Annotated in this window: 13 protein-coding genes and 1 pseudogene; 8 read left to right on the top strand and 6 right to left on the bottom strand. The window is 71.3% G+C overall.

Going from position 1 to position 17533, the window contains the following annotated elements; all coding sequences use genetic code 11:
- Positions 1–211: 211 nt before the first annotated feature.
- Both AOK23_RS49165 and dnaK read left to right on the top strand, forming a co-directional pair.
- A pseudogene (locus AOK23_RS49165) lies at positions 212–498 on the top strand (Hsp70 family protein); the annotation flags it as partial.
- Between the two features lie 2 nt (positions 499–500).
- On the top strand, positions 501–2049 hold a 1549-nt coding region (gene dnaK, locus AOK23_RS00115), incomplete at its 5' end, for a molecular chaperone DnaK (protein WP_240496181.1).
- A 58-nt stretch (positions 2050–2107) separates the two neighbouring features.
- On the opposite strand, the gene AOK23_RS00110 is transcribed toward dnaK, so the two are convergent.
- Positions 2108–2971 carry a helix-turn-helix domain-containing protein gene (locus AOK23_RS00110; protein WP_055710695.1) on the bottom strand — a complete coding sequence of 288 codons (864 nt, stop codon included), beginning with the start codon at positions 2969–2971 and terminating at the stop codon, positions 2108–2110.
- A 485-nt stretch (positions 2972–3456) separates the two neighbouring features.
- On the opposite strand from AOK23_RS00110, the gene AOK23_RS00105 reads away from it, so the two are divergent.
- Positions 3457–3873 (top strand): hypothetical protein, encoded by a 417-nt coding sequence (locus tag AOK23_RS00105; RefSeq protein WP_055710694.1) that lies wholly within the window; start codon positions 3457–3459, stop codon positions 3871–3873.
- Positions 3874–3880: 7 nt separating this feature from the next.
- Here AOK23_RS00105 and AOK23_RS00100 read toward each other — a convergent pair whose 3' ends face one another.
- Entirely contained in the window at positions 3881–4714 is an 834-nt protein-coding gene (locus AOK23_RS00100) for a helix-turn-helix domain-containing protein (protein ID WP_055710693.1), read from the bottom strand.
- Between AOK23_RS00100 and AOK23_RS00095 the strand changes: the two genes are divergently transcribed.
- The 3 genes from AOK23_RS00095 (at position 4707) to AOK23_RS00085 (ending at position 7092) form a co-directional block, all read left to right on the top strand.
- Positions 4707–5819 (top strand): ADP-ribosylglycohydrolase family protein, encoded by a 1113-nt coding sequence (locus AOK23_RS00095; protein ID WP_079049180.1) that lies wholly within the window; start codon positions 4707–4709, stop codon positions 5817–5819. The genes AOK23_RS00100 and AOK23_RS00095 overlap by 8 nt on opposite strands.
- Before the next feature lie 222 nt (positions 5820–6041).
- Positions 6042–6347 carry a 4a-hydroxytetrahydrobiopterin dehydratase gene (locus AOK23_RS00090; protein ID WP_055710692.1) on the top strand — a complete coding sequence of 102 codons (306 nt, stop codon included), beginning with the start codon at positions 6042–6044 and terminating at the stop codon, positions 6345–6347.
- A gap of 4 nt (positions 6348–6351) precedes the next feature.
- Complete coding sequence (locus AOK23_RS00085; protein WP_055710691.1) at positions 6352–7092, top strand: class I SAM-dependent methyltransferase; 741 nt, start codon at positions 6352–6354, stop codon at positions 7090–7092.
- A gap of 13 nt (positions 7093–7105) precedes the next feature.
- Here AOK23_RS00085 and AOK23_RS00080 read toward each other — a convergent pair whose 3' ends face one another.
- Both AOK23_RS00080 and AOK23_RS00075 read right to left on the bottom strand, forming a co-directional pair.
- Positions 7106–7573 (bottom strand): hypothetical protein, encoded by a 468-nt coding sequence (locus tag AOK23_RS00080; protein ID WP_055710690.1) that lies wholly within the window; start codon positions 7571–7573, stop codon positions 7106–7108.
- Positions 7570–8049 carry a hypothetical protein gene (locus AOK23_RS00075; protein ID WP_055710689.1) on the bottom strand — a complete coding sequence of 160 codons (480 nt, stop codon included), beginning with the start codon at positions 8047–8049 and terminating at the stop codon, positions 7570–7572. The genes AOK23_RS00080 and AOK23_RS00075 overlap by 4 nt, the downstream gene beginning before the upstream one ends.
- 39 nt (positions 8050–8088) lie before the next feature.
- Here AOK23_RS00075 and AOK23_RS00070 point away from each other — a divergent pair, with 39 nt between their 5' ends.
- Positions 8089–9069 carry a helix-turn-helix transcriptional regulator gene (locus AOK23_RS00070; RefSeq protein WP_055710688.1) on the top strand — a complete coding sequence of 327 codons (981 nt, stop codon included), beginning with the start codon at positions 8089–8091 and terminating at the stop codon, positions 9067–9069.
- A gap of 37 nt (positions 9070–9106) precedes the next feature.
- On the top strand, positions 9107–10990 hold the full coding sequence (locus tag AOK23_RS00065; protein ID WP_055710687.1) for a rhamnogalacturonan lyase: 1884 nt from the start codon (positions 9107–9109) through the stop codon (positions 10988–10990).
- 293 nt (positions 10991–11283) lie between these two features.
- On the opposite strand, the gene AOK23_RS00060 is transcribed toward AOK23_RS00065, so the two are convergent.
- Positions 11284–13980, bottom strand: coding sequence for a cellulose binding domain-containing protein (locus AOK23_RS00060; protein ID WP_055710686.1), 2697 nt, complete (start codon positions 13978–13980; stop codon positions 11284–11286).
- Between the two features lie 148 nt (positions 13981–14128).
- Positions 14129–17044: a glycoside hydrolase family 48 protein gene (locus AOK23_RS00055; RefSeq protein WP_055710685.1), complete on the bottom strand. Its 2916-nt coding sequence runs from the start codon at positions 17042–17044 to the stop codon at positions 14129–14131.
- Between the last annotated feature and the right edge of the window lie 489 nt (positions 17045–17533).

Genomic DNA, 17533 nt, shown 5'->3' with positions numbered 1-17533 from the left:
GGTCCGCACGACGGTCGAGCGGTCGTCCGTGCGCCTGGGCCTCGGCGGTGTGAGCCGGGCGCTGCGCCTGTGAGGGACGCCCCCCTGCCCCATTGACAAGAGGCCACTCAAGTTTTGTGCTGGTGGTAGGAGCCATGGGTCGGCGGGCAGGCGTGCGGGCGCGGGAGCCACGGGCGCGACCCGGGTGGAACCTTGCGGGAAGGGGACGGCGATGGGGCGTGCGGTCGGAATCGATCTCGGGACGACGAACTCGGTGGTGGCCGTGCTGGAGGGCGGTGACCCGACCGTCGCCACGAACGCGGAGGGCCAGCGGACCACCCCCTCCGTGGTGGCCTTCGCCAAGAACGGCGAGGTCCTCGTGGGCGAGGTCGCCAAGCGGCAGGCCGTGACGAACGTGGAGCGCACCGCGCGCTCCGTCAAACGCCACATGGGCGACGGGGGCTGGCGCTTCCCCGAGCAGGGCTCCGTGGACGGCACCCGCCTGAGGGCCCAGGAACTNNGCGGGACGCCGAGGCGTACCTCGGCGACGACGTCACCGACGCGGTGATCACCGTCCCGGCGTACTTCGACGACTCCCAGCGGCAGGCCACCAAGGAGGCCGGGGAGATCGCCGGTCTCAAGGTCCTGCGGATCATCAACGAGCCCACGGCCGCCGCCCTCGCGTACGGCCTCGACCGGGGCGAGGAGCAGACCGTCCTCGTCTTCGACCTGGGCGGCGGCACCTTCGACGTCTCGCTGCTGGAGATCGGCGACGGCGTCATCGAGGTCAAGGCCACCAACGGGGACACGCATCTCGGCGGTGACGACTGGGACCAGCGGGTCGTCGAGTACCTCGTCAAGAGGTTCAAGGGCCACCACGGCATCGACCTCGGCAACGACAAGATGGCGCTCCAACGGCTCCGGGAGGGCGCGGAGAAGGCCAAGATCGAACTGTCCAGCTCCTCCGAGACGTCCATCAACCTCCCGTACGTCACCGCCTCCGCGGAGGGTCCGCTGCATCTGGAGGAGCGGCTGACGCGCGCCCAGTTCCAGGAGCTGACGGCCGATCTGCTCGACCGCTGCAAGACGCCGTTCCACCAGGCCGTGAAGGACGCCGGGGTGAAGCTCTCCGCGATCGACCACGTCATCCTCGTCGGCGGATCGACACGGATGCCCGCCGTGACCGAGCTGGTGAAGGAACTCACCGGGAAGGACCCGCACAAGGGCGTGAACCCCGACGAGGTGGTGGCCGTGGGCGCCGCGCTCCAGGCCGGTGTCCTCCGCGGCGACGTGAAGGACGTCCTGCTGCTCGATGTCACCCCGCTGTCGCTGGGGATCGAGACCAAGGGCGGCATCATGACCAAGCTGATCGAGCGGAACACCACGATCCCGACCCGGCGTTCGGAGATCTTCACCACGGCCGCCGACAACCAGCCCTCGGTCGGCATCCAGGTCTACCAGGGGGAGCGGGAGATCGCCGCGTACAACAAGAAGCTCGGCGTCTTCGACCTCACCGGCCTGCCGCCGGCGCCGCGCGGGGTGCCGCAGATCGAGGTGGCGTTCGACATCGACGCCGACGGGATCATGCACGTCTCGGCGAAGGACCTGGCCACCGGGCGCGAACAGAAGATGACCGTCACCGGGGGTTCCGCCCTGCCCAAGGACGACATCGACCGGATGATGCGGGAGGCCGAGCAGTACGCGGAGGAGGACCGGCGGCGCCGGGAGGCCGCGGAGACCCGCAACCAGGCGGAGCAACTCGTCTACCAGACCGAGCGGTTCATCCGTGACAACGAGGAGCGGGTACCGGCCGACATCCGCGGCGAGGTCGAGACCGCCGCGGCCGAGCTGAAGCAGCTCCTCGACCACCCCGAGGACACGGCCGCCCTCCGGGCCGGCATCGACAAGCTCGCCACGGTCAGCCAGCGCATGGGCCAGGCGATGTACGCGACGCCCTCCGGGGCGCGGACCGAGGAACCCCGCCCCGGCCCGGACCCCGCCGACGAGGAGGGCGTCGTGGACGCGGAGATCGTCGACGACGACAAGAAACCGAGGAACGGCGCGGCGTAGCTGAGCGGGGGCGGCCGGTCCGCCACCGGCACCGGGGCCGCCGGGGCCCGGGGCGGGCTCAGTACCGGCCGCGGTACTCGCGCAGCAGCTCGCGGGTGCGCTCCGCGGAGGCCGCGTGCGCGGCCATGTGGTCGAGGACCTCCAGATGGAGGGCGACCTCACGGCGCGAGTCGAGGTAGAGGGCGCCGGTGAGGTACTCCGTGTAGACCATGTCGGGGAGTTCCGGCTCCGCGAAGCGGAAGAGGGCGAACGGGGCGTACGTGCCCGGATGGGGGCCGGCGGCGAACTCGGCGACCTGGAGGGTCACATGGTCCTTCTCGGTGATGTCCAGCAGCCGGTCGATCTGGTCGCGCATGACCTGGGAGCGGACGCTCACCGGCCGTCTGAGCGCGGTCTCGTCCATGATCACCCACAGGTGCGGCGGGTGCTCGCGGGTGAGGAGCTTCTGCCGGGCCATGCGCAGCGACACATGCCGTTCGATGGTGTCGGGGCCGGTCTGCCCGAGGGTCCCCGCCTCCATCACGGCCCGCGCGTACTCCTCGGTCTGGAGCATCCCGGGCACGAAGTGCGGCTCGTACTGCCGGATCAGATGGGCCGCGCCCTCCAGGCTCACATACAGGCTGAACCAGTCGGGCAGCACATCGTGGAACCGCTGCCACCAGCCGGGCTTGTTCGCCTCCTCGACGAGCTTCACGAACGAGGCGACCTCGTGCTCGGCGACACCGTAGGTGGTGAGCAGGACCTGCACGTACGGGATCTTCAGCGCGACGTCGGCGGTCTCCATGCGTCGTACGGTGGCCGGGGCGACCCGCAGGACGCGCGCGGCCTCCTCGCGCTTGAGCCCGGCGGCCTCGCGCAGTTCCTGGAGCCGTCTGCCGAGCACCACCTGACCGACGGTGGGCGCGGGCCGCCGCTCACTCACGCCACGCCTCCCCACGCGCCGAAGTACGCGTCCAGTCTGTCATGTTCCGGTGCACATCTCATGAGGTCGAGCGGAACGGGAAGCCCCCGGTTCCGGTTCGACCACGACGACGCCGTGGCGGAAAACGCCACGGCGACCCCAAAGAGTAAAGGACGCATCCGAAGAGTGAGCAACGGTTCCCCAGCGTGACATCCGTCATGGCCCCCCGAAGCCGCCCGCCCGGACCCGGCACGACCCCCGAGTCGGCGGCCCGACCGCCGAGGTACCGGCCCGACCACCGAGGTACCGGCCCGGCCCGACCACCGAGGTACCGGCATGACCTCCGAGGTAATCGACCGCCGCGCCCCGTACGCGGCAAGGTGAGGGCAGCGGGTTCCGGGCCGGCGCACTCCGGCCCGGGGCCCGGCCCCGGCGGTCCGCACAGCCGTCCCCGGCCGACCCGCTGCCCAGCCGACCGACTCCACCTCGACGGAGGGTGATGCCCCATGTCCGCGACCCCGCTCGCCGCTCTCGCCCGGACCACCGACCCCCGGACCATGCTGCGCCGCTTCCTGGCCGCGGACGCCGCCGTGACCGGGGTGAACGGTCTCGCGTACCTCCTCGCCGCCGGGCCGCTCGGCCGGCTCCTCGGGGTCGGTCCGGGCCTGCTCGCCGCACTCGGCGCGTTCCTCACGGTGTACGCGGCGGGCGTGGCCCTGCTCGCCGCGCGCGGGCGTCCGCCGGTGCGGCCCGTGCACGTGGTCGTCGAGGCCAACCTCGTCTGGGCCCTCCTCAGCCTCGTCTCCCTCGCCCTGTGGCTCACGCCGAGCACGGCGGGCGTGGTGTGGACGGTGCTCCAGGCGCTGACGGTGGCCGGGTTCGCGGCGGCGCAGTACACCGCCCTGCGGGCGACCGGTGACTGACCGACCGTCACATGGACAGTGACTGGAGGTACTTGACCGTCGCCGGGTCGGCCGGGAGGAACGTCTCGATGGCCAGCTCGGCCACGGTCACGTCCATGGGCGTGTTGAACGTGGAGATCGAGGAGATGAAGGACAGCACCCGGCCGGCGTGCTCGATCCGCATCGGCAACGCGAAGGACACGCCCAGTTCCTCCCCGGGCTCCTCGTCGGTCGTGCCGGGCGGCAGCGGATACGCCGCGACCTCCTCGTACAGGGCGCGCAGCGGCTCCGAGCGGCGCAGGGCGATCTGGCGTTCCATCTGCTCCAGCAGATGACCACGCCAGGCCCGCAGATTGCGGATGCGGGGCGCCAGGCCCTCCGGGTGGAGGACCAGCCGCATCGCGTTCAACGGCGGCACCAGCAAGGACTCGGGGACGCCGTCGAGCAGCATCGCGATGCCCCGGTTGGCGGCCACCACGTGGTACGTCGCGTCGAGCACCAGCGCCGGGTACGGCTCGTAGCCCTGGATCAGGCGCTCCACGCCCTCGCGGAGGGCCGCCATCGACGGGTCGTCCAGCGGGGTCTGCGGATAGCGGGGCGCGTAACCGGCGGCCAGGAGCAGCGCGTTGCGGTCCCGTACGGGCACGTCGAGGTGCTCGGCGAGCCGCAGCAGCATCTCCTCGCTGGGCCGGGAGCGGCCGGTCTCCACGAAGCTGATGTGCCGCGCCGACGAACCGGCCCGCAGCGCCAACTTCAGCTGGCTGACCCGTCGTTGTTCCCGCCACGCCCGCAGCAGCGGGCCGGCGCCCCGGTCGGGAGGGGTGCCGGGACGACTCGTGGTGCCGGACGGGACAATGGTCATACGTCAGAACGTAGCCGAGGCGATCGAGGAGTGGCGCGTGTACGACCCGTGGAACCCGTCCTGGGAGGCGACGGCGGTGTACCGGGCGCGGGTAAGGGGATGCCTGCTGGGCGGGGCGGTCGGGGACGCGCTCGGCTACCCCGTCGAGTTCGCCTCGCTGGCCGTCATCCGCTCCACGCACGGCGACCGAGGGGTGACCGGCCTCGTCCCGGACGTGGACGGCGCGGTCGGGCGGGTCAGCGACGACACCCAGATGACCCTCTTCACCGTCGAGGGACTGAGGCAGGCGCACGAGCGGGCCCGCCGCAAGGGCATCGACGGTGCCTGGCCCCAGCTCGTCCGGGAGGCCTACGGCCGCTGGCTCGACACCCAGCGGCAGCCCGGCCCCGACCCGCGCGTGACCTCGGGGCTCGCCGCCCTGCCCTGGCTGTACGCCCGCCGCGCCCCCGGCAACGCCTGTCTGTCCGGCCTCGCCCAGGTCCACCACCCCGACCCGGCCACCCCCCTGGGACGCCCCGGCCCCGTCAACCCGGACTCCAAGGGCTGCGGCACCGTCATGCGCTCCGCTCCCTTCGGTCTGGCCCGCATCCCGGCCGGGGCCGCGTTCGACATGGCCGCCCGCTGCGCCCGGATGACGCACGGGCACCCCACCGGCGGGTACGCGGCGGGCGCGCTCGCCGCGATCGTCGCCCACCTGGTCGCCGACGAGTCGCTGGAGGGTGCCGTCCTGCGCACCCTGCGGCTGCTGTCCCGCCACCCCGGACACGAGGAGACCAGCACGGCCCTGAACCGTGCCCTCGACCTGGCCGCCGAGGGCGCCCCCACGGCCGAGAAGGTCGAGTCGCTCGGCCAGGGCTGGGTCGCCGAGGAGGCCCTCGCCATGGGTGTCTACTGCGCCCTCGCCACCCACAGCGTCAGCGAGGCCCTCCTCCTCGCCGTCAACCACTCCGGCGACAGCGACTCCACCGGCTCCATCTGCGGCAACCTCCTCGGCGCCCACTACGGCGACCACGGCCTCCCGCACGACTGGCTGGCCGCGACCGAGGGCCGCGCCGACATCACCGTCCTGGCGGACGACTTCGCGGCGGAGAGCGTACGGAAGTGACGGCCGGGTCCCCTCGGCGCGCATCCCGGCGACGAGCGCGGCGCCCTGCTCCGGGACCCCATCCGTCACCGACCCCGTCCGTCACCCGAGGGCGTACCGCCCGGCCGAATGCGTACGGCGCCGGCCGTCACCGTGCGGTGTGACCAGGACCGCGGCGGCCCTGCTGTGGCACGCTGAGAGGGACCGCACGTCATGGAGGGGACGTCACGGAAGGAGCGGGCCATGCCCGTCGAACCCTTGCCGCAGAAGGAGATCGAGGACCGGCTCGCGGAACTGCCGGGCTGGTCGCTGGACGGGGACCGGATCGCCCGCACCTACCGGCTGGCCTCGCACTTCGCGGCGACCGCGATGGTGGTGCACATCGCCCGCACCCAGGAGGAGCTCGACCACCACTCCGACCTCACCCTCGGCTACAACACCGTCTCGCTGACCGTCCACACGCACAGCGCGGGCGGCGCCCTCACCGAGAAGGACTTCGAACTGGCCCGGCGGGTGGAGGAACTCGCCCCCGGCCACGGGGCGAGCTGATCCGGTGCTCGACTACGACAAGGAGGCGGGCGACTACGACGCCCTGCGCGGCGGCGAGCCCCGCGCCGAGGCCGCCGCCGACGCCGTACTCGGACTCGTCCCCCGGGGCGCGCGCGGCCTGCTCGACGTCGCCTGCGGCACCGGCATCGTGACCCGGCGGTTCGCCGCGGCCCGCCCCGGGATGCGGGTGACGGGCGTCGACCTCACCACCGCGATGGCGCGCCGGGCCGCCGCCCGCCTCCCCGGTGCGATCGTCCTCGGCGACAGCCGCCGACTCCCCTTCCCCGATGACGCGTTCGACGCCGTCACCAGCGTGTGGCTCCTCCATTTGCTCGCGGACCCGGACGACGTTCGAAGGGTCGTCGGTGAGTGCGCCCGCGTGCTGCGTCCGGGCGGTGTGTACATCACCACCGTCGACAAGGGGGCCGCCCACAACGTCGGCAGCGACATCGACGCCGTCCTCGCCACCCGCCCCCGCAGTCCGGCCACGGACACCTCGGCGGCCGTCGAGAAGTACGCCGACGAGCACGGGCTGCGCCCCGTCGGCGAGGCCCGCTTCCCGGGCCGCGGCCAGGGCCGAAGCCCCCGCCGCGCCCTCATGGACCTGCGCCGCGGCTGGTTCGTCACCCTCCCGCCCGGCGATCCCCTCGCCGACGACTTCGCCGTACGCCTCGCGGCCCTCCCTGACCAGGACCGGCCCCGCCCGGACCCGGAGTTCTCGCTCCGGGCGTTCCGCAAGAGGTGACCTGTGCCGGCGGTCAGGTCACCGCCGGCCGCCGGAACTCCATGGTCCAGTTGGTCAGCCACGTCTGCCCGCCGTCGAGCGAGAACGCCTGCTCCCAGCGGGCGGCGGTCGCGGACACACCGGACCACACGAACCGCACCCGGACGTCCTTGCCCTCGTGCGTGTCGTCTCCGTGGAACTCGCCCCGACCGCCCTCGAACCGGCCGACGACCGGCGGGAACAGCCGCCCGCTGCGGCTGGACGACCAGTTCAGCGACCACACGCGGGCCTCCGGATCGAACAGCCGCAGCGTCAGCCCCTTCGACCCGAGGTGCGGCATGTCGATCTCGTCGATGTTCGCCGCCCCGTCGAACAGGGGTAGACAGCGGCTGGTGGCCGGGAACTCCTCCCAGTCGCTGTCCGGGTCGAGGAAGTCGGTGCGGCGGCGGTGGCGGACCTCCCACTCGCCGTGGAAGAAGTCGAAGTCGTGCGGGCCGCTCATGCCCGGCCCCCGGTGGTTCCGGCAGGCAGGGAATCAGCCAAGTAGCCGTCCAGATCGGGGAGTTGGGGTGCGAGCATATGGCGCACCCAGGCGTCGCGTTCGTGTGCGATCGGCGGCAGCTCCCAGACGCAGCCGATCCACGGCCGCCCGGTGGCCACGAAGCGCGCGGGATCGCGGTCGGGGCAGCCGAGGACGGGCTGGCCCGCCGCCGCGCCCCCGAAGTGCAGGACGTTGTCCCACACCCAGCTGTACGCGTTGAGATAGGCGCCGTCGTCCCCGCCCCGGTGCAGCACGACGAAGGTCACGGGCGGTGTCCCGTCCGGCTCCGGCAGCAGCTCGGGGAGGATCGCGTACGCGGCCTTCTCGACCTCGGGCGCGATGCCGGCCGGGTCCGCGGTGACGTGGTAGCGCTTGATGTGCCGGCCGGCCACCTCGACGGGCGGCGGCACGGTCAGCAGTTTCTCACTGAACGACATGACGCGACGCTAGGACCGCTTCCCTGACATCCTGTGTCAGTGAAGTCCAGCCGTCTCGTGTCGATCCTTCTGCTGCTCCAGACCCGGGGCCGGATGACGGCCGCCCGGCTCGCGGAGGAGCTGGAGGTGTCGGTCCGCACGGTCTACCGGGACATGGAGGCGCTCGCCGCCGCCGGTGTCCCGCTGTACGGCGACGCGGGCCACGCCGGCGGCTACCGCCTCCTCGACGGCTACCGCACCCGGCTCACCGGCCTCACCGGCCAGGAGGCCGAGGCCCTGTTCCTCGCGGGCGTCCCCGGCCCCGCGGCCGAACTCGGCCTGGGCGCGGTCCTGGCCGCCGCCCAGCTGAAGGTGCGCGCCGCCCTCCCCGACGCGCTGCGCCCCCACGCCGACCGGGTCGCGGGCCGGTTCCACCTGGACGCCCCCGGCTGGTACGCGGACGCCGACGACACCCCGTTCCTGCCCGCGGTGGCGGACGCCGTCTGGAACGGCCGGGTCCTGCACGTGCTCTACCGCCGCTGGGCCGAGCCCACCGACGTACGGCGCCGCCTCGAACCGTACGGGCTCGTCCTCAAGGCGGGCCGCTGGTATGTCGTCGCCGGCCCCGGCCCGCGCACCTACCGCGTCGACCAGATCCTCGAACTCACCACCACCGAGGAGGAGTTCACCCGCCCCGAGGACTTCGGGCTGGCCGCGTACTGGGCGGCGTACCAGCGCGACTTCCACGACCGGCTGCACCGCGCCGAGGCCGTCGTCCGCCTGGAGCCCGGCACCCGGCTCACCGGCCCGCAAGGACGCGCGGTGGACGCGGGCGGACGCCTGGACGCCGACGGTTGGACCCGGGCCACCGTCCCCGTGGAGTCCCTCGACCGGGCCCACGACGACTTCCTGCGGCTCGGCACCGCGGTGGAGGTCCTGGAGCCGGCCGAGCTGCGCGAGCGCATCGCCCGGACGGTCGCCGAACTCGCCGCGAGATACGCATCGCAGGGCGGCAACTCCGGTGCGACCGGCGGCGACTGAGGAAGCGGAACCCGTCTGTCCTCCCGGGAGGTACCCCGTGCAGCACCCGCACGCGCACCACAGACGTACGATCCGCAGGGCCCGCAGGACCATCACCACGCTGGCGGCGGCCGCACTGGCCGCCGCCGGACTCACCGCGTTCGGCGCGCAGCCCGCCGCCGCGGCCGGCGCACGCCAGGTCGAGAAGCTGGACCGGGGCGTGGTCAGCGTGCACACCGACGCCGGCAACCTGGTCAGTTGGCGCTGGCTCGGCACCGACCCGGACACCGTGTCGTTCAACGTCTACCGGGCCGGCACCAAGGTCAACGCGACCCCGATCACCGGGTCCACCAACTACTTCCACTCCGGCGCGCCCGCCCAGGCCGACTACACCGTGCGCGCCGTCGTGAACGGCGTCGAGCAGGGCGACTCCGTGCACGCGGTGCAGCTGCGCACCGGCTACACGGACGTGCCGATCAGTCCGCCCGCCGGCGGCACCACCCCGGACGGGGTGGCGTACACCTACGAGGCCAACGACGCCTCCGTGGGCGACCTCGACGGTGACGGCGCCCTGGAGTTCGTCCTCAAGTGGCAGCCGACCAACGCCAAGGACAACTCCCAGTCCGGCTACACCGGCAACACGATCGTCGACGGCATCAAGCTCGACGGCACCCGGCTGTGGCGCGTCGACCTGGGCCGCAACATCCGCTCCGGCGCCCACTACACCCAGTTCCAGGTGTACGACTACGACGGCGACGGCAGGGCCGAGGTCGCCATGAAGACCGCCGACGGCACCCGGGACGGCACGGGCGCCGTCATCGGCAGCGCCTCCGCCGACCACCGCAACTCCAGCGGCTACGTACTGACCGGACCCGAGTACCTGACCATGTTCAACGGGCAGACCGGCAGGGCCATGCAGTCCGTCGACTACGTCCCCGGACGCGGCACGGTCTCCTCCTGGGGCGACAGCTACGGCAACCGCGTCGACCGCTTCCTCGCGGGCACGGCGTACCTGGACGGCGCCCGCCCCTCGCTCATCATGGCCCGCGGCTACTACACGCGTACCGTGATCGCCGCCTGGGACTGGCGGAACGGCGCCTTCACCCGCCGCTGGACCTTCGACACCAGCTCCTCCACCAACAGCGGCAAGGGCTACGACGGCCAGGGCTCGCACAGCCTGTCCGTCGGCGACGTCGACAACGACGGCCGGGACGAGATCGTGTACGGGGCGATGGCCGTCGACGACAACGGCAGCGGCCTGTGGACCACCAGGACGGGCCACGGCGACGCCCAGCACCTCGGCGACCTCGACCCCTCCACCCCCGGCCTGGAGTACTTCAAGGTCTCCGAGTCCACCTCGCAGCCCGCCGCGCTGTACATCGACCCCGCGAACGGCGCGGTCCGCTGGAAGCTCGCCGCCTGCTGCGACAACGGCCGGGGCGTCGCCGGGGACATCCACGCGGGCAATGACGGCCCCGAGATGTGGTCCGCCTCCGACACCTCCATCCGCGACGAGGCCGGCGCAACAAAGGGCCGGGAGCCGTCCTCCGTCAACTTCCTGTCCTGGTGGGACGGCGACCCCGTCCGGGAACTCCTCGACGGCACCCGCATCGACAAGTACGGTCCGTCCGGCGACACCCGGATGCTGACCGGCTCCGGGGTCTCCTCCAACAACGGCACCAAGTCCACTCCCGCCCTCTCCGGCGACATCCTGGGCGACTGGCGCGAAGAGGTCGTCTGGCGCACCAGCGGCAACACCGCCCTGCGGATCTACTCGACCCCGGTCGAGACCGGCACCAGGATCACGACCCTGCTCCACGACACCCAGTACCGCACAGGACTTGCCTGGCAGAACACCGCGTACAACCAGCCCCCGCACACCAGCTTCTTCATCGGCGCCGGGATGCCCACGGCGCCCCGACCGGCGGTCCACACGCCCTGACCGGTATGACGACGCAGACACGAACGGGTGTATTTTCGGCCGTCCTGCTGACGTCGGCGGCCCCGGGCGGGATCATCGTCCGGCCCGCCCCGTCCAGCACGCCGTCACCTCCAGGGCAGCGGCCGAGAAAGACCGTCGATGACCTTGTCCCGTGTCGTCACCGCCGCACCGGCGATCATCATGCTCGTCGCCGCCACGGTGATGCTCCTCTGGTGGATCCGGCACCGTGACGACGAATGAATGAGGGCGCGCGCCGTGACCGGCGCGCGCCCTCGTCGCGTCCCGCTCGGGTGTCAGGTCACCGTGCAGGACTGGTCACCGAGCCGGAAGGCGGTCGGTCTGCCGTTCGTCCCCGACCAGCTTCCGGTGAAGCCGAAACTCACCGACGATCCCGCCGCGACGTTCGCGTTCCAGGCGATGTTCTTCACCGAGACCGCGGCACCCGACTGGGTGTGGGCCGCGTTCCACAGCTGCGTGACGCTCTGGCCGTTCGGGAAGGACCAGTTGAGGGTCCAGCCCGACCAGGCGCTGGTGCCCGTGTTGGCCAGCCGCACATCGGCCTGGAAGCCGCCCGACCACTGGTTGGTGATCTTGTAGGTCACCGCGCAGGCGCCCGTCGGCTGTGGTTCCGGATCGGGATCCGTGCCGCCGCCCCCGCCGCCGCCCGTGTCGGAGGTGTCGCCGTAGATGACACCGCGACCGTTGGTGGAGAGGTACACCCGGCCGTAGACCCGCGGGTCACCCGTGATCGCCGCGCCGGTCCAGCCCCACTGATGGGCGTCGTCGTTGATCCGCGTCCACGTGGCGCCCTTGTCCGTCGAGCGGAAGATGCCCCGCACCCCGCCGATCTTGGCGCTGGTGTACAGCGTCTGGTACGAGGCGCCCGCGGCCGCCTTGCCGAAGCCGATGGTGTCGGCCTGCGCGACGTTCGACAGCTTGGTGAAGGTGGCGCCGCCGTCGGTGGAGTGCCACAGCCCGTACGCGCCACCCGTCTCCCCGCCCGCGAGCCACACGTCGCCCTTGGTGCCGGGCAGCGCCTTGAAGCGGACGCTGTCACCGCTCGGCAGGCCGCTCGCGTTCGACGCGGTGAACGTTGCGCCGCCGTCCGTGCTGACGTAGAACTTCCCGGACTTGAAGCCGTAGAAGGTCTTCGGGTCGACCCGGTCGGACTCGACGATCGCGCCGGACGGTATCCCGCTCGACTCCTGCCACGACGTCCCGAAGCCCGTGGTGTACCGCACGCCGGTGCCCGCCGGGCTCCACACGAAGCGGCTGCCGTCCGCGCCGGCCGCGACCGTGCCGCCGCCGCTCACCCCCGAAGGGTCGGTGCCCGCGAACCAGTTGGCGCCGTTGTCCGTGGAGAACGCGATGTGCGGCCCCGAGTCCAGGTCCCCCACCCGGACCACGGTGTTCGGGTCGGTCTCGGCGAAGTCCAGGCTGGTCGTCGTCGTGAAGTTCGGCTGGGTGAACATCATCGACGGGACCTTCGTCAGATCCGTGTGCCGGAAACCGCCGATGTCACCGAGCGCGCTGAGCAGCGGGGCCCCGGACGGGGGAGAGGCGAGGTCGTTGACGGCCGTCTCCTCCAGGCCCCGCACCATGGGCTTCACGGTGAACTTGGCGCCGCTGTCCCAGTTGGTGAGGTTCTCGGTGCCGTAGATCGTCGCGCCCGTCCCGTACATCATGCGGTTCGAGTCGAACGGGTCGATCTCCAGCGACTCCGTCATCCAACCCAGCTTCGGCGTCTGTTCCGGCGGCGACGGGTTCGCGCCCCACGTGAGCCACGGCGACGACGAGACGTCCATGGTGAAGCGGTTCTCACGGTTGGGGTACGAGGTGTAGTCCCATGCCTTCGTCCAGGTCGCGCCCTTGTCGGTGGAGCGGAAGATCTGTGTGTCCGGCCACCAGGAGCTGTACGCCGTCGCCATCACCGTGCCCGGCTTCTGGCGGTCCACCGTGAGTCCGCTGAAGCCGAAGTACGTGTCGGCCTCCGCCACCGGGCTGATGTTCGTCCAGGTCCCCGTCGCCGTCGCGTAGCGGTAGAGCCGGCCCTTGCCGCCGTCGTACGGGCCGCCCGTGTCGCTGTACGCGACATACAGATGGCCGTTCGTCGCGTCCAGGACGCCCTTGTGGGCCAGTTGGCCGGTCGGCTGCCCGGCCACCCGTGACCAGGTCGCGCCCGCGTCCGTCGACCGGTAGACCGCGTTCTCCTTGTCGGCGACACCCACGTAGATCGTCTTCGTGGCCGTGCCCGCGCCGCCCGTCGACTCGTCGAACGTGACCCAGACGATGCCCTGGTTGTCGCTGGAATACCCGCTCGTGTCGGACGGGTCGGCCACGTAGTTGCCGACGTTCGGGAAGTTGGTCACCTGCGACCAGGTGGCCCCCGAGTCCGTGGACCGCCACAGCCCCTTCCCGCTGGGCGCCCCCAGATACAGCACGCTGTTCCTGTGAGGGTCCACCGCCAGCCGCTCGCCCATGCCGCGCCCCGGCATGTTCCCGCCCAGCTTGAACGGCAGATTCGCCTTCAGCCAGCTCGCCCCCCGGTCGGACGAGCGGTAGATCGCGCCGTTGCCCGGGTCCCAGCTGTTGGTGTACGTGCCGGCCGCCACGTACACCTTGTTCGGGTCGACCGGGTCGGAGGCGAGGCTCACCACACCCGTGTGCCCCCAGTCGTCCCAGCCGACGGAGTCCAGCAGCGGCGTCCATGTCTTCGACGACTCCACCCAGCGGTACGCCCCGCCGATGTCGGTCCGGGCGTACGCGAGGTTCTTCTCCTTGCGGTTGAACACGATGCCGGGCACGAACCCGCCACCGTCGATACGGGCGTTCTTCCACGTGTACGTGTCGGCGGCGATCGATACCTTCTCGCCGGCCCGCTCGGCTTGCTCCGCCTGGCCGGCCCGCTCGGCGGCCAGCGCGGGTGGGGAGCCCGCGAGGAGACCGGCCGCGAGGGCCAGGACGGTGGTGAGGATGCGGGTTCTTCGCACGGTGAAGTCCTCTCCGGAAATGTGGGGGGAGGGAGGGATGGACGGGGCGCGAACGGCCGGGCGGCCCCCTGTGCGGGTGGGGACCGCCCGGCCCAGGTCCTGCCCCCGCCGGAGCGCAGGACCTCGTACCCGGAGCTTCAGCGGGGACTTATTCGAGGAGCTCCGCGTACGCACCCATGGCCAGGGCGATGTCCGCCTGGGCCCAGAACCGGTGGTACGTGAACGACGGCGCGGCGCCACCCGCCAGATACGCCTCGATCTTCGACCAGGCCGGGTCGTCCTCGTAGAACGACCGGATCGACTCGAACGTCGACGACGAGTTGATCGCGTCACCGTTCGGCATGGTGCCCGTCCACCCGCTCGGCACGTACACCTTGTCGTCGAACCGGTTGTAGTCGGTGCGGGTCTCCGGGACGGCGACACCGAGCCCGTCCTGGTAGTGCTCCCACATGCCGTCGAGCAGCGCCTTGGCGACCCGGGCCGCGTCGGCGTCACCGGAGCGGTCGGCGTAGTACGTCAGCGTCTTGGCGTACGAGCCCGCCACGCCGACGTCGTCGGTGTAGTCGGCGACGGTGACGTGCAGCCCGCTGTTGGAGCCGGGGCTGGACGGGTTCCAGGTGTTCGGGGCGCCCGACCACTGGAGCGTGGAGGGAATCCGGTACGTCCCGTCGGGGTTGATCGTGGTCTTGGACAGAGCCCAGTCGACCCACTTGTCGAGCACCGTCTTCGCGGCGGCGTTGCCCGTCTGCTGGTAGTACTCGGCAACCCGCTCCATGGACCACGCTTGGAAGCCGAACCACTGGTTGGACGGCGGGTCGTGGTACACCGGCTTCTCGTCGTAGTACATGCCGTAGAAGGTCGGCGTCCCGGCCGGAGGCGTCGCGTACCGCCCCGCCCAGCTGTTGGTGGCGCCGCCCGCGATCGCGCCCTCGTTCGACTGGAGCCAGCGGTAGAACTCGATCTGCCGGTCCAGGGACTTGGCCCAGTCCGCCTGCCCGGTCGCCGACTTGGGCTTCAGCGGGGCGTAGTTGGCGAGGGCGTACGCGGCGAGCGGGTTCTGGTAGCCGCCGTGCGCGTGGCTGGAGCCGATGCGCCAGGCCCAGCCGGCGTTGGTGTCGGTGGCGCCGCCCCACGCGTAGTACCAGGAGAGCAGGTAGAAGGAGGCGTCCTTGCCGGTGCCCGCGGGGCACGTGGTCGGTCCCACGCAGTTCCCGACCTTCTTGAAGTACTTGTCGTACATCGCGTAGCGCAAGTAGTCGCCCATCTTCGCGGCCTTGCCGACGGTCGCGGAGACGTCACCGCCCTTGCCCTGCTGCTTGGCCCAGACGTCCGCCCAGTACGCGGCCTGCACGGCGCGCGCGTCGGCGTCCGGGGCGTTGGTGAACTTCCACTGCTTGGCGTAGGAGGCGTCACGGGTGAACAGGTCCAGATACCCGTTCCTGCCGCCGTACTTGAACTGGTCGCAGGTGGGCTGCGGGATGGTCTCCCACACCGACTCCTGCGGTCCGCGCTGGAAGGTGTTGATGTACGACGGGCCGGTGTCGGCCGGTCCGGCCTCGCACTTGCCCGGCGCGTTCCCGTAGCCGTAGACGTTGTCCACGTCCTGGATCCAGTGCATGCCGTAGATGTCGTCCGTGTTGTAGGCGCTCTTGAGCTCCGCGGCGATCGGGTCCGAGCCGACCGAGACCGACGTGTTGAGCTGCGCCGGGTACTCATTGGGGGTGTCGTGCTCGGGGGCGTACGTCGCCGGCTTGTTCGCCGTGTAGAAGGAGTTGGTCGGCTGGTCGGCCTTGGTGGGGATCATGTACTTCTCCATGATCTCCCAGGCGCCGTTGAACTTGGACCAGTCGCCCGTGACCTTGCCGTACATGGCCTGGAGCCACAGGAGGTAGCTGTACGCCTCCGAGGTGGTCTCATGGCCGTGGTCCGGCGCCTCGACGATCAGCGTCTCCACCGAGTGGTACGGGATGCCCTCGGGGGAGAAGTAGCCGTTCGCCGGGTTGGTGATCTTGCCGTACAGCTCCAGGAAGCGGGCGTCGTACACCTTCGACGCCGCCAGCTGCGTCACCGTCACCGCGCCCTTGGCGTGGCCCGTGGCCGTCGACTCGAAGACCGCGGCACCCGTGCCCGAGGAGTCGGCCGTGACGGTCACCTTCTGGGCCGTGTTCCAGTTCTGCGGCGTGAACGTCAGCGACGCGCCACCCGTGACCGACAGGCCCGAGTTGCCGGAGGCCCGCGCGGTCGTCACCGTCACATTGCCCGACGGCTGGGTCGAGAGCTTCACGTCGTACGTGCCCGCCTTGCCCTGCTGCACGCCCAGTTGGGTCGGTGAGACCACCACCGCGGGGCCCGAGGCGACCGTGATGCCGACCGGCGCGGAGTCCGCCGACGCGCCCAGGCTGTCGTACGCCTTGGCGACCAGCGAGTGGCTGCCCACGGACAGACCGGTGGCCGAGAAGGTGTACGGCGAGGTCGTGTCCGTGCCCAGCAGCTTGGTGTCGTCGTAGAACTCCACCTTGGTGATGGTCGCGTTGTCCGCGGCCGCCGCGGTGGCCGCCATCGGCACCGGGTCGCCCTGCGAGTACGTGGCACCCGCGGTCGGGCTGGTCAGCACGGTGATCGGCGGCTGATGGGCGCCGACACACGCGGTGCCGTTGATCGCGAAGTTGGTCGGCGCGGTGTTCGTGCCGCTGTAGGTGAACTGGGCGCCGGTGCTCACCGCGGCCCCGACGGCGATGGTGCCGTTCCAGGACGCGTTCTTCGCGGTCACCGTCTTGCCGGACTGCGACCAGGTGCCGCTCCAGCCGCCGGTGAGCGTCTGGTTGCCCGCGTAGGAGTACGTGAGGGTCCAGCCGTTGATGGCCTCGGTACCCCGGTTGGTGAGGGTCAGCTCGGCGGTGAAGCCCGAGCCCCAGTCATTGGTCTTGTAGTCGACGTTGCAGGCCACGGCCGCCGCGGCGGCGGGGGACGATCCCGTGCCCAGCATCGTCAGGGGTAGAGCGAGGGCCGCGACCGCGGCGGTCCACAGGCGCCGTGCGGTACGGCGTCCGCGTCTGGGGTGCATGCTCTGGTTCCTTCCGTGCGGCTCTTACGAAGGTGGGGGCGGAGCAGCAACAACAAGCCTTGAACCAGTGGGAGCGCTCCCATATTGAGGAGAGGGGTGCAGGCGGTCAAGGTGCTTGAAGAGTCGAAAAGATTCGATGACGGGCGAAAAGATTTGTGGTGGGCAATAACGCAACACCCCTGTCTTTTACCGTCGCTTGGCGCTACCTTCACCAGCACCAGTGGGAGCGGTTCCACCAGTCGACGCGGCCGTCACGGCGCGCCCGATCTGCAAGGAGTCGCTCATGCGCCACCCTCCGCGTTCAGGTCTTTTACTCGTCGCCGTGAGCGGGCACGTCCCGCCGGACGGTGACGGGCCGCCGGTGTCCGAGCTGCCCGGCGACAGGGTCGTCCGGCGGGTTCGCGGACACCTGTGAGCTGGGTCCGCGGCCGTGGAACCGACCCACCCCGCCCCGTGGCGATCCGCTTTTCGCCCGGGCCGGAACCGGAG

Source organism: Streptomyces torulosus (assembly GCF_001419765.1).
Classification (GTDB): Bacteria; Actinomycetota; Actinomycetes; order Streptomycetales; family Streptomycetaceae; genus Streptomyces; species Streptomyces torulosus.
Note: the sequence above shows the minus strand (reverse complement) of the source record. Positions and strands in the feature narration are given on the sequence as shown.

Coding starts and splice junctions, on each gene's coding strand:
- AOK23_RS00105 (WP_055710694.1), top strand. CDS start 3,457: ATGTCCGCGACCCCGCTCGCCGCTCTCGCCCGGACCACCGACCCCCGG.
- AOK23_RS00095 (WP_079049180.1), top strand. CDS start 4,707: ATGGTCATACGTCAGAACGTAGCCGAGGCGATCGAGGAGTGGCGCGTG.
- AOK23_RS00100 (WP_055710693.1), bottom strand. CDS start 4,714: ATGACCATTGTCCCGTCCGGCACCACGAGTCGTCCCGGCACCCCTCCC.
- AOK23_RS00090 (WP_055710692.1), top strand. CDS start 6,042: ATGCCCGTCGAACCCTTGCCGCAGAAGGAGATCGAGGACCGGCTCGCG.
- AOK23_RS00080 (WP_055710690.1), bottom strand. CDS start 7,573: ATGAGCGGCCCGCACGACTTCGACTTCTTCCACGGCGAGTGGGAGGTC.
- AOK23_RS00075 (WP_055710689.1), bottom strand. CDS start 8,049: ATGTCGTTCAGTGAGAAACTGCTGACCGTGCCGCCGCCCGTCGAGGTG.
- AOK23_RS00055 (WP_055710685.1), bottom strand. CDS start 17,044: ATGCACCCCAGACGCGGACGCCGTACCGCACGGCGCCTGTGGACCGCC.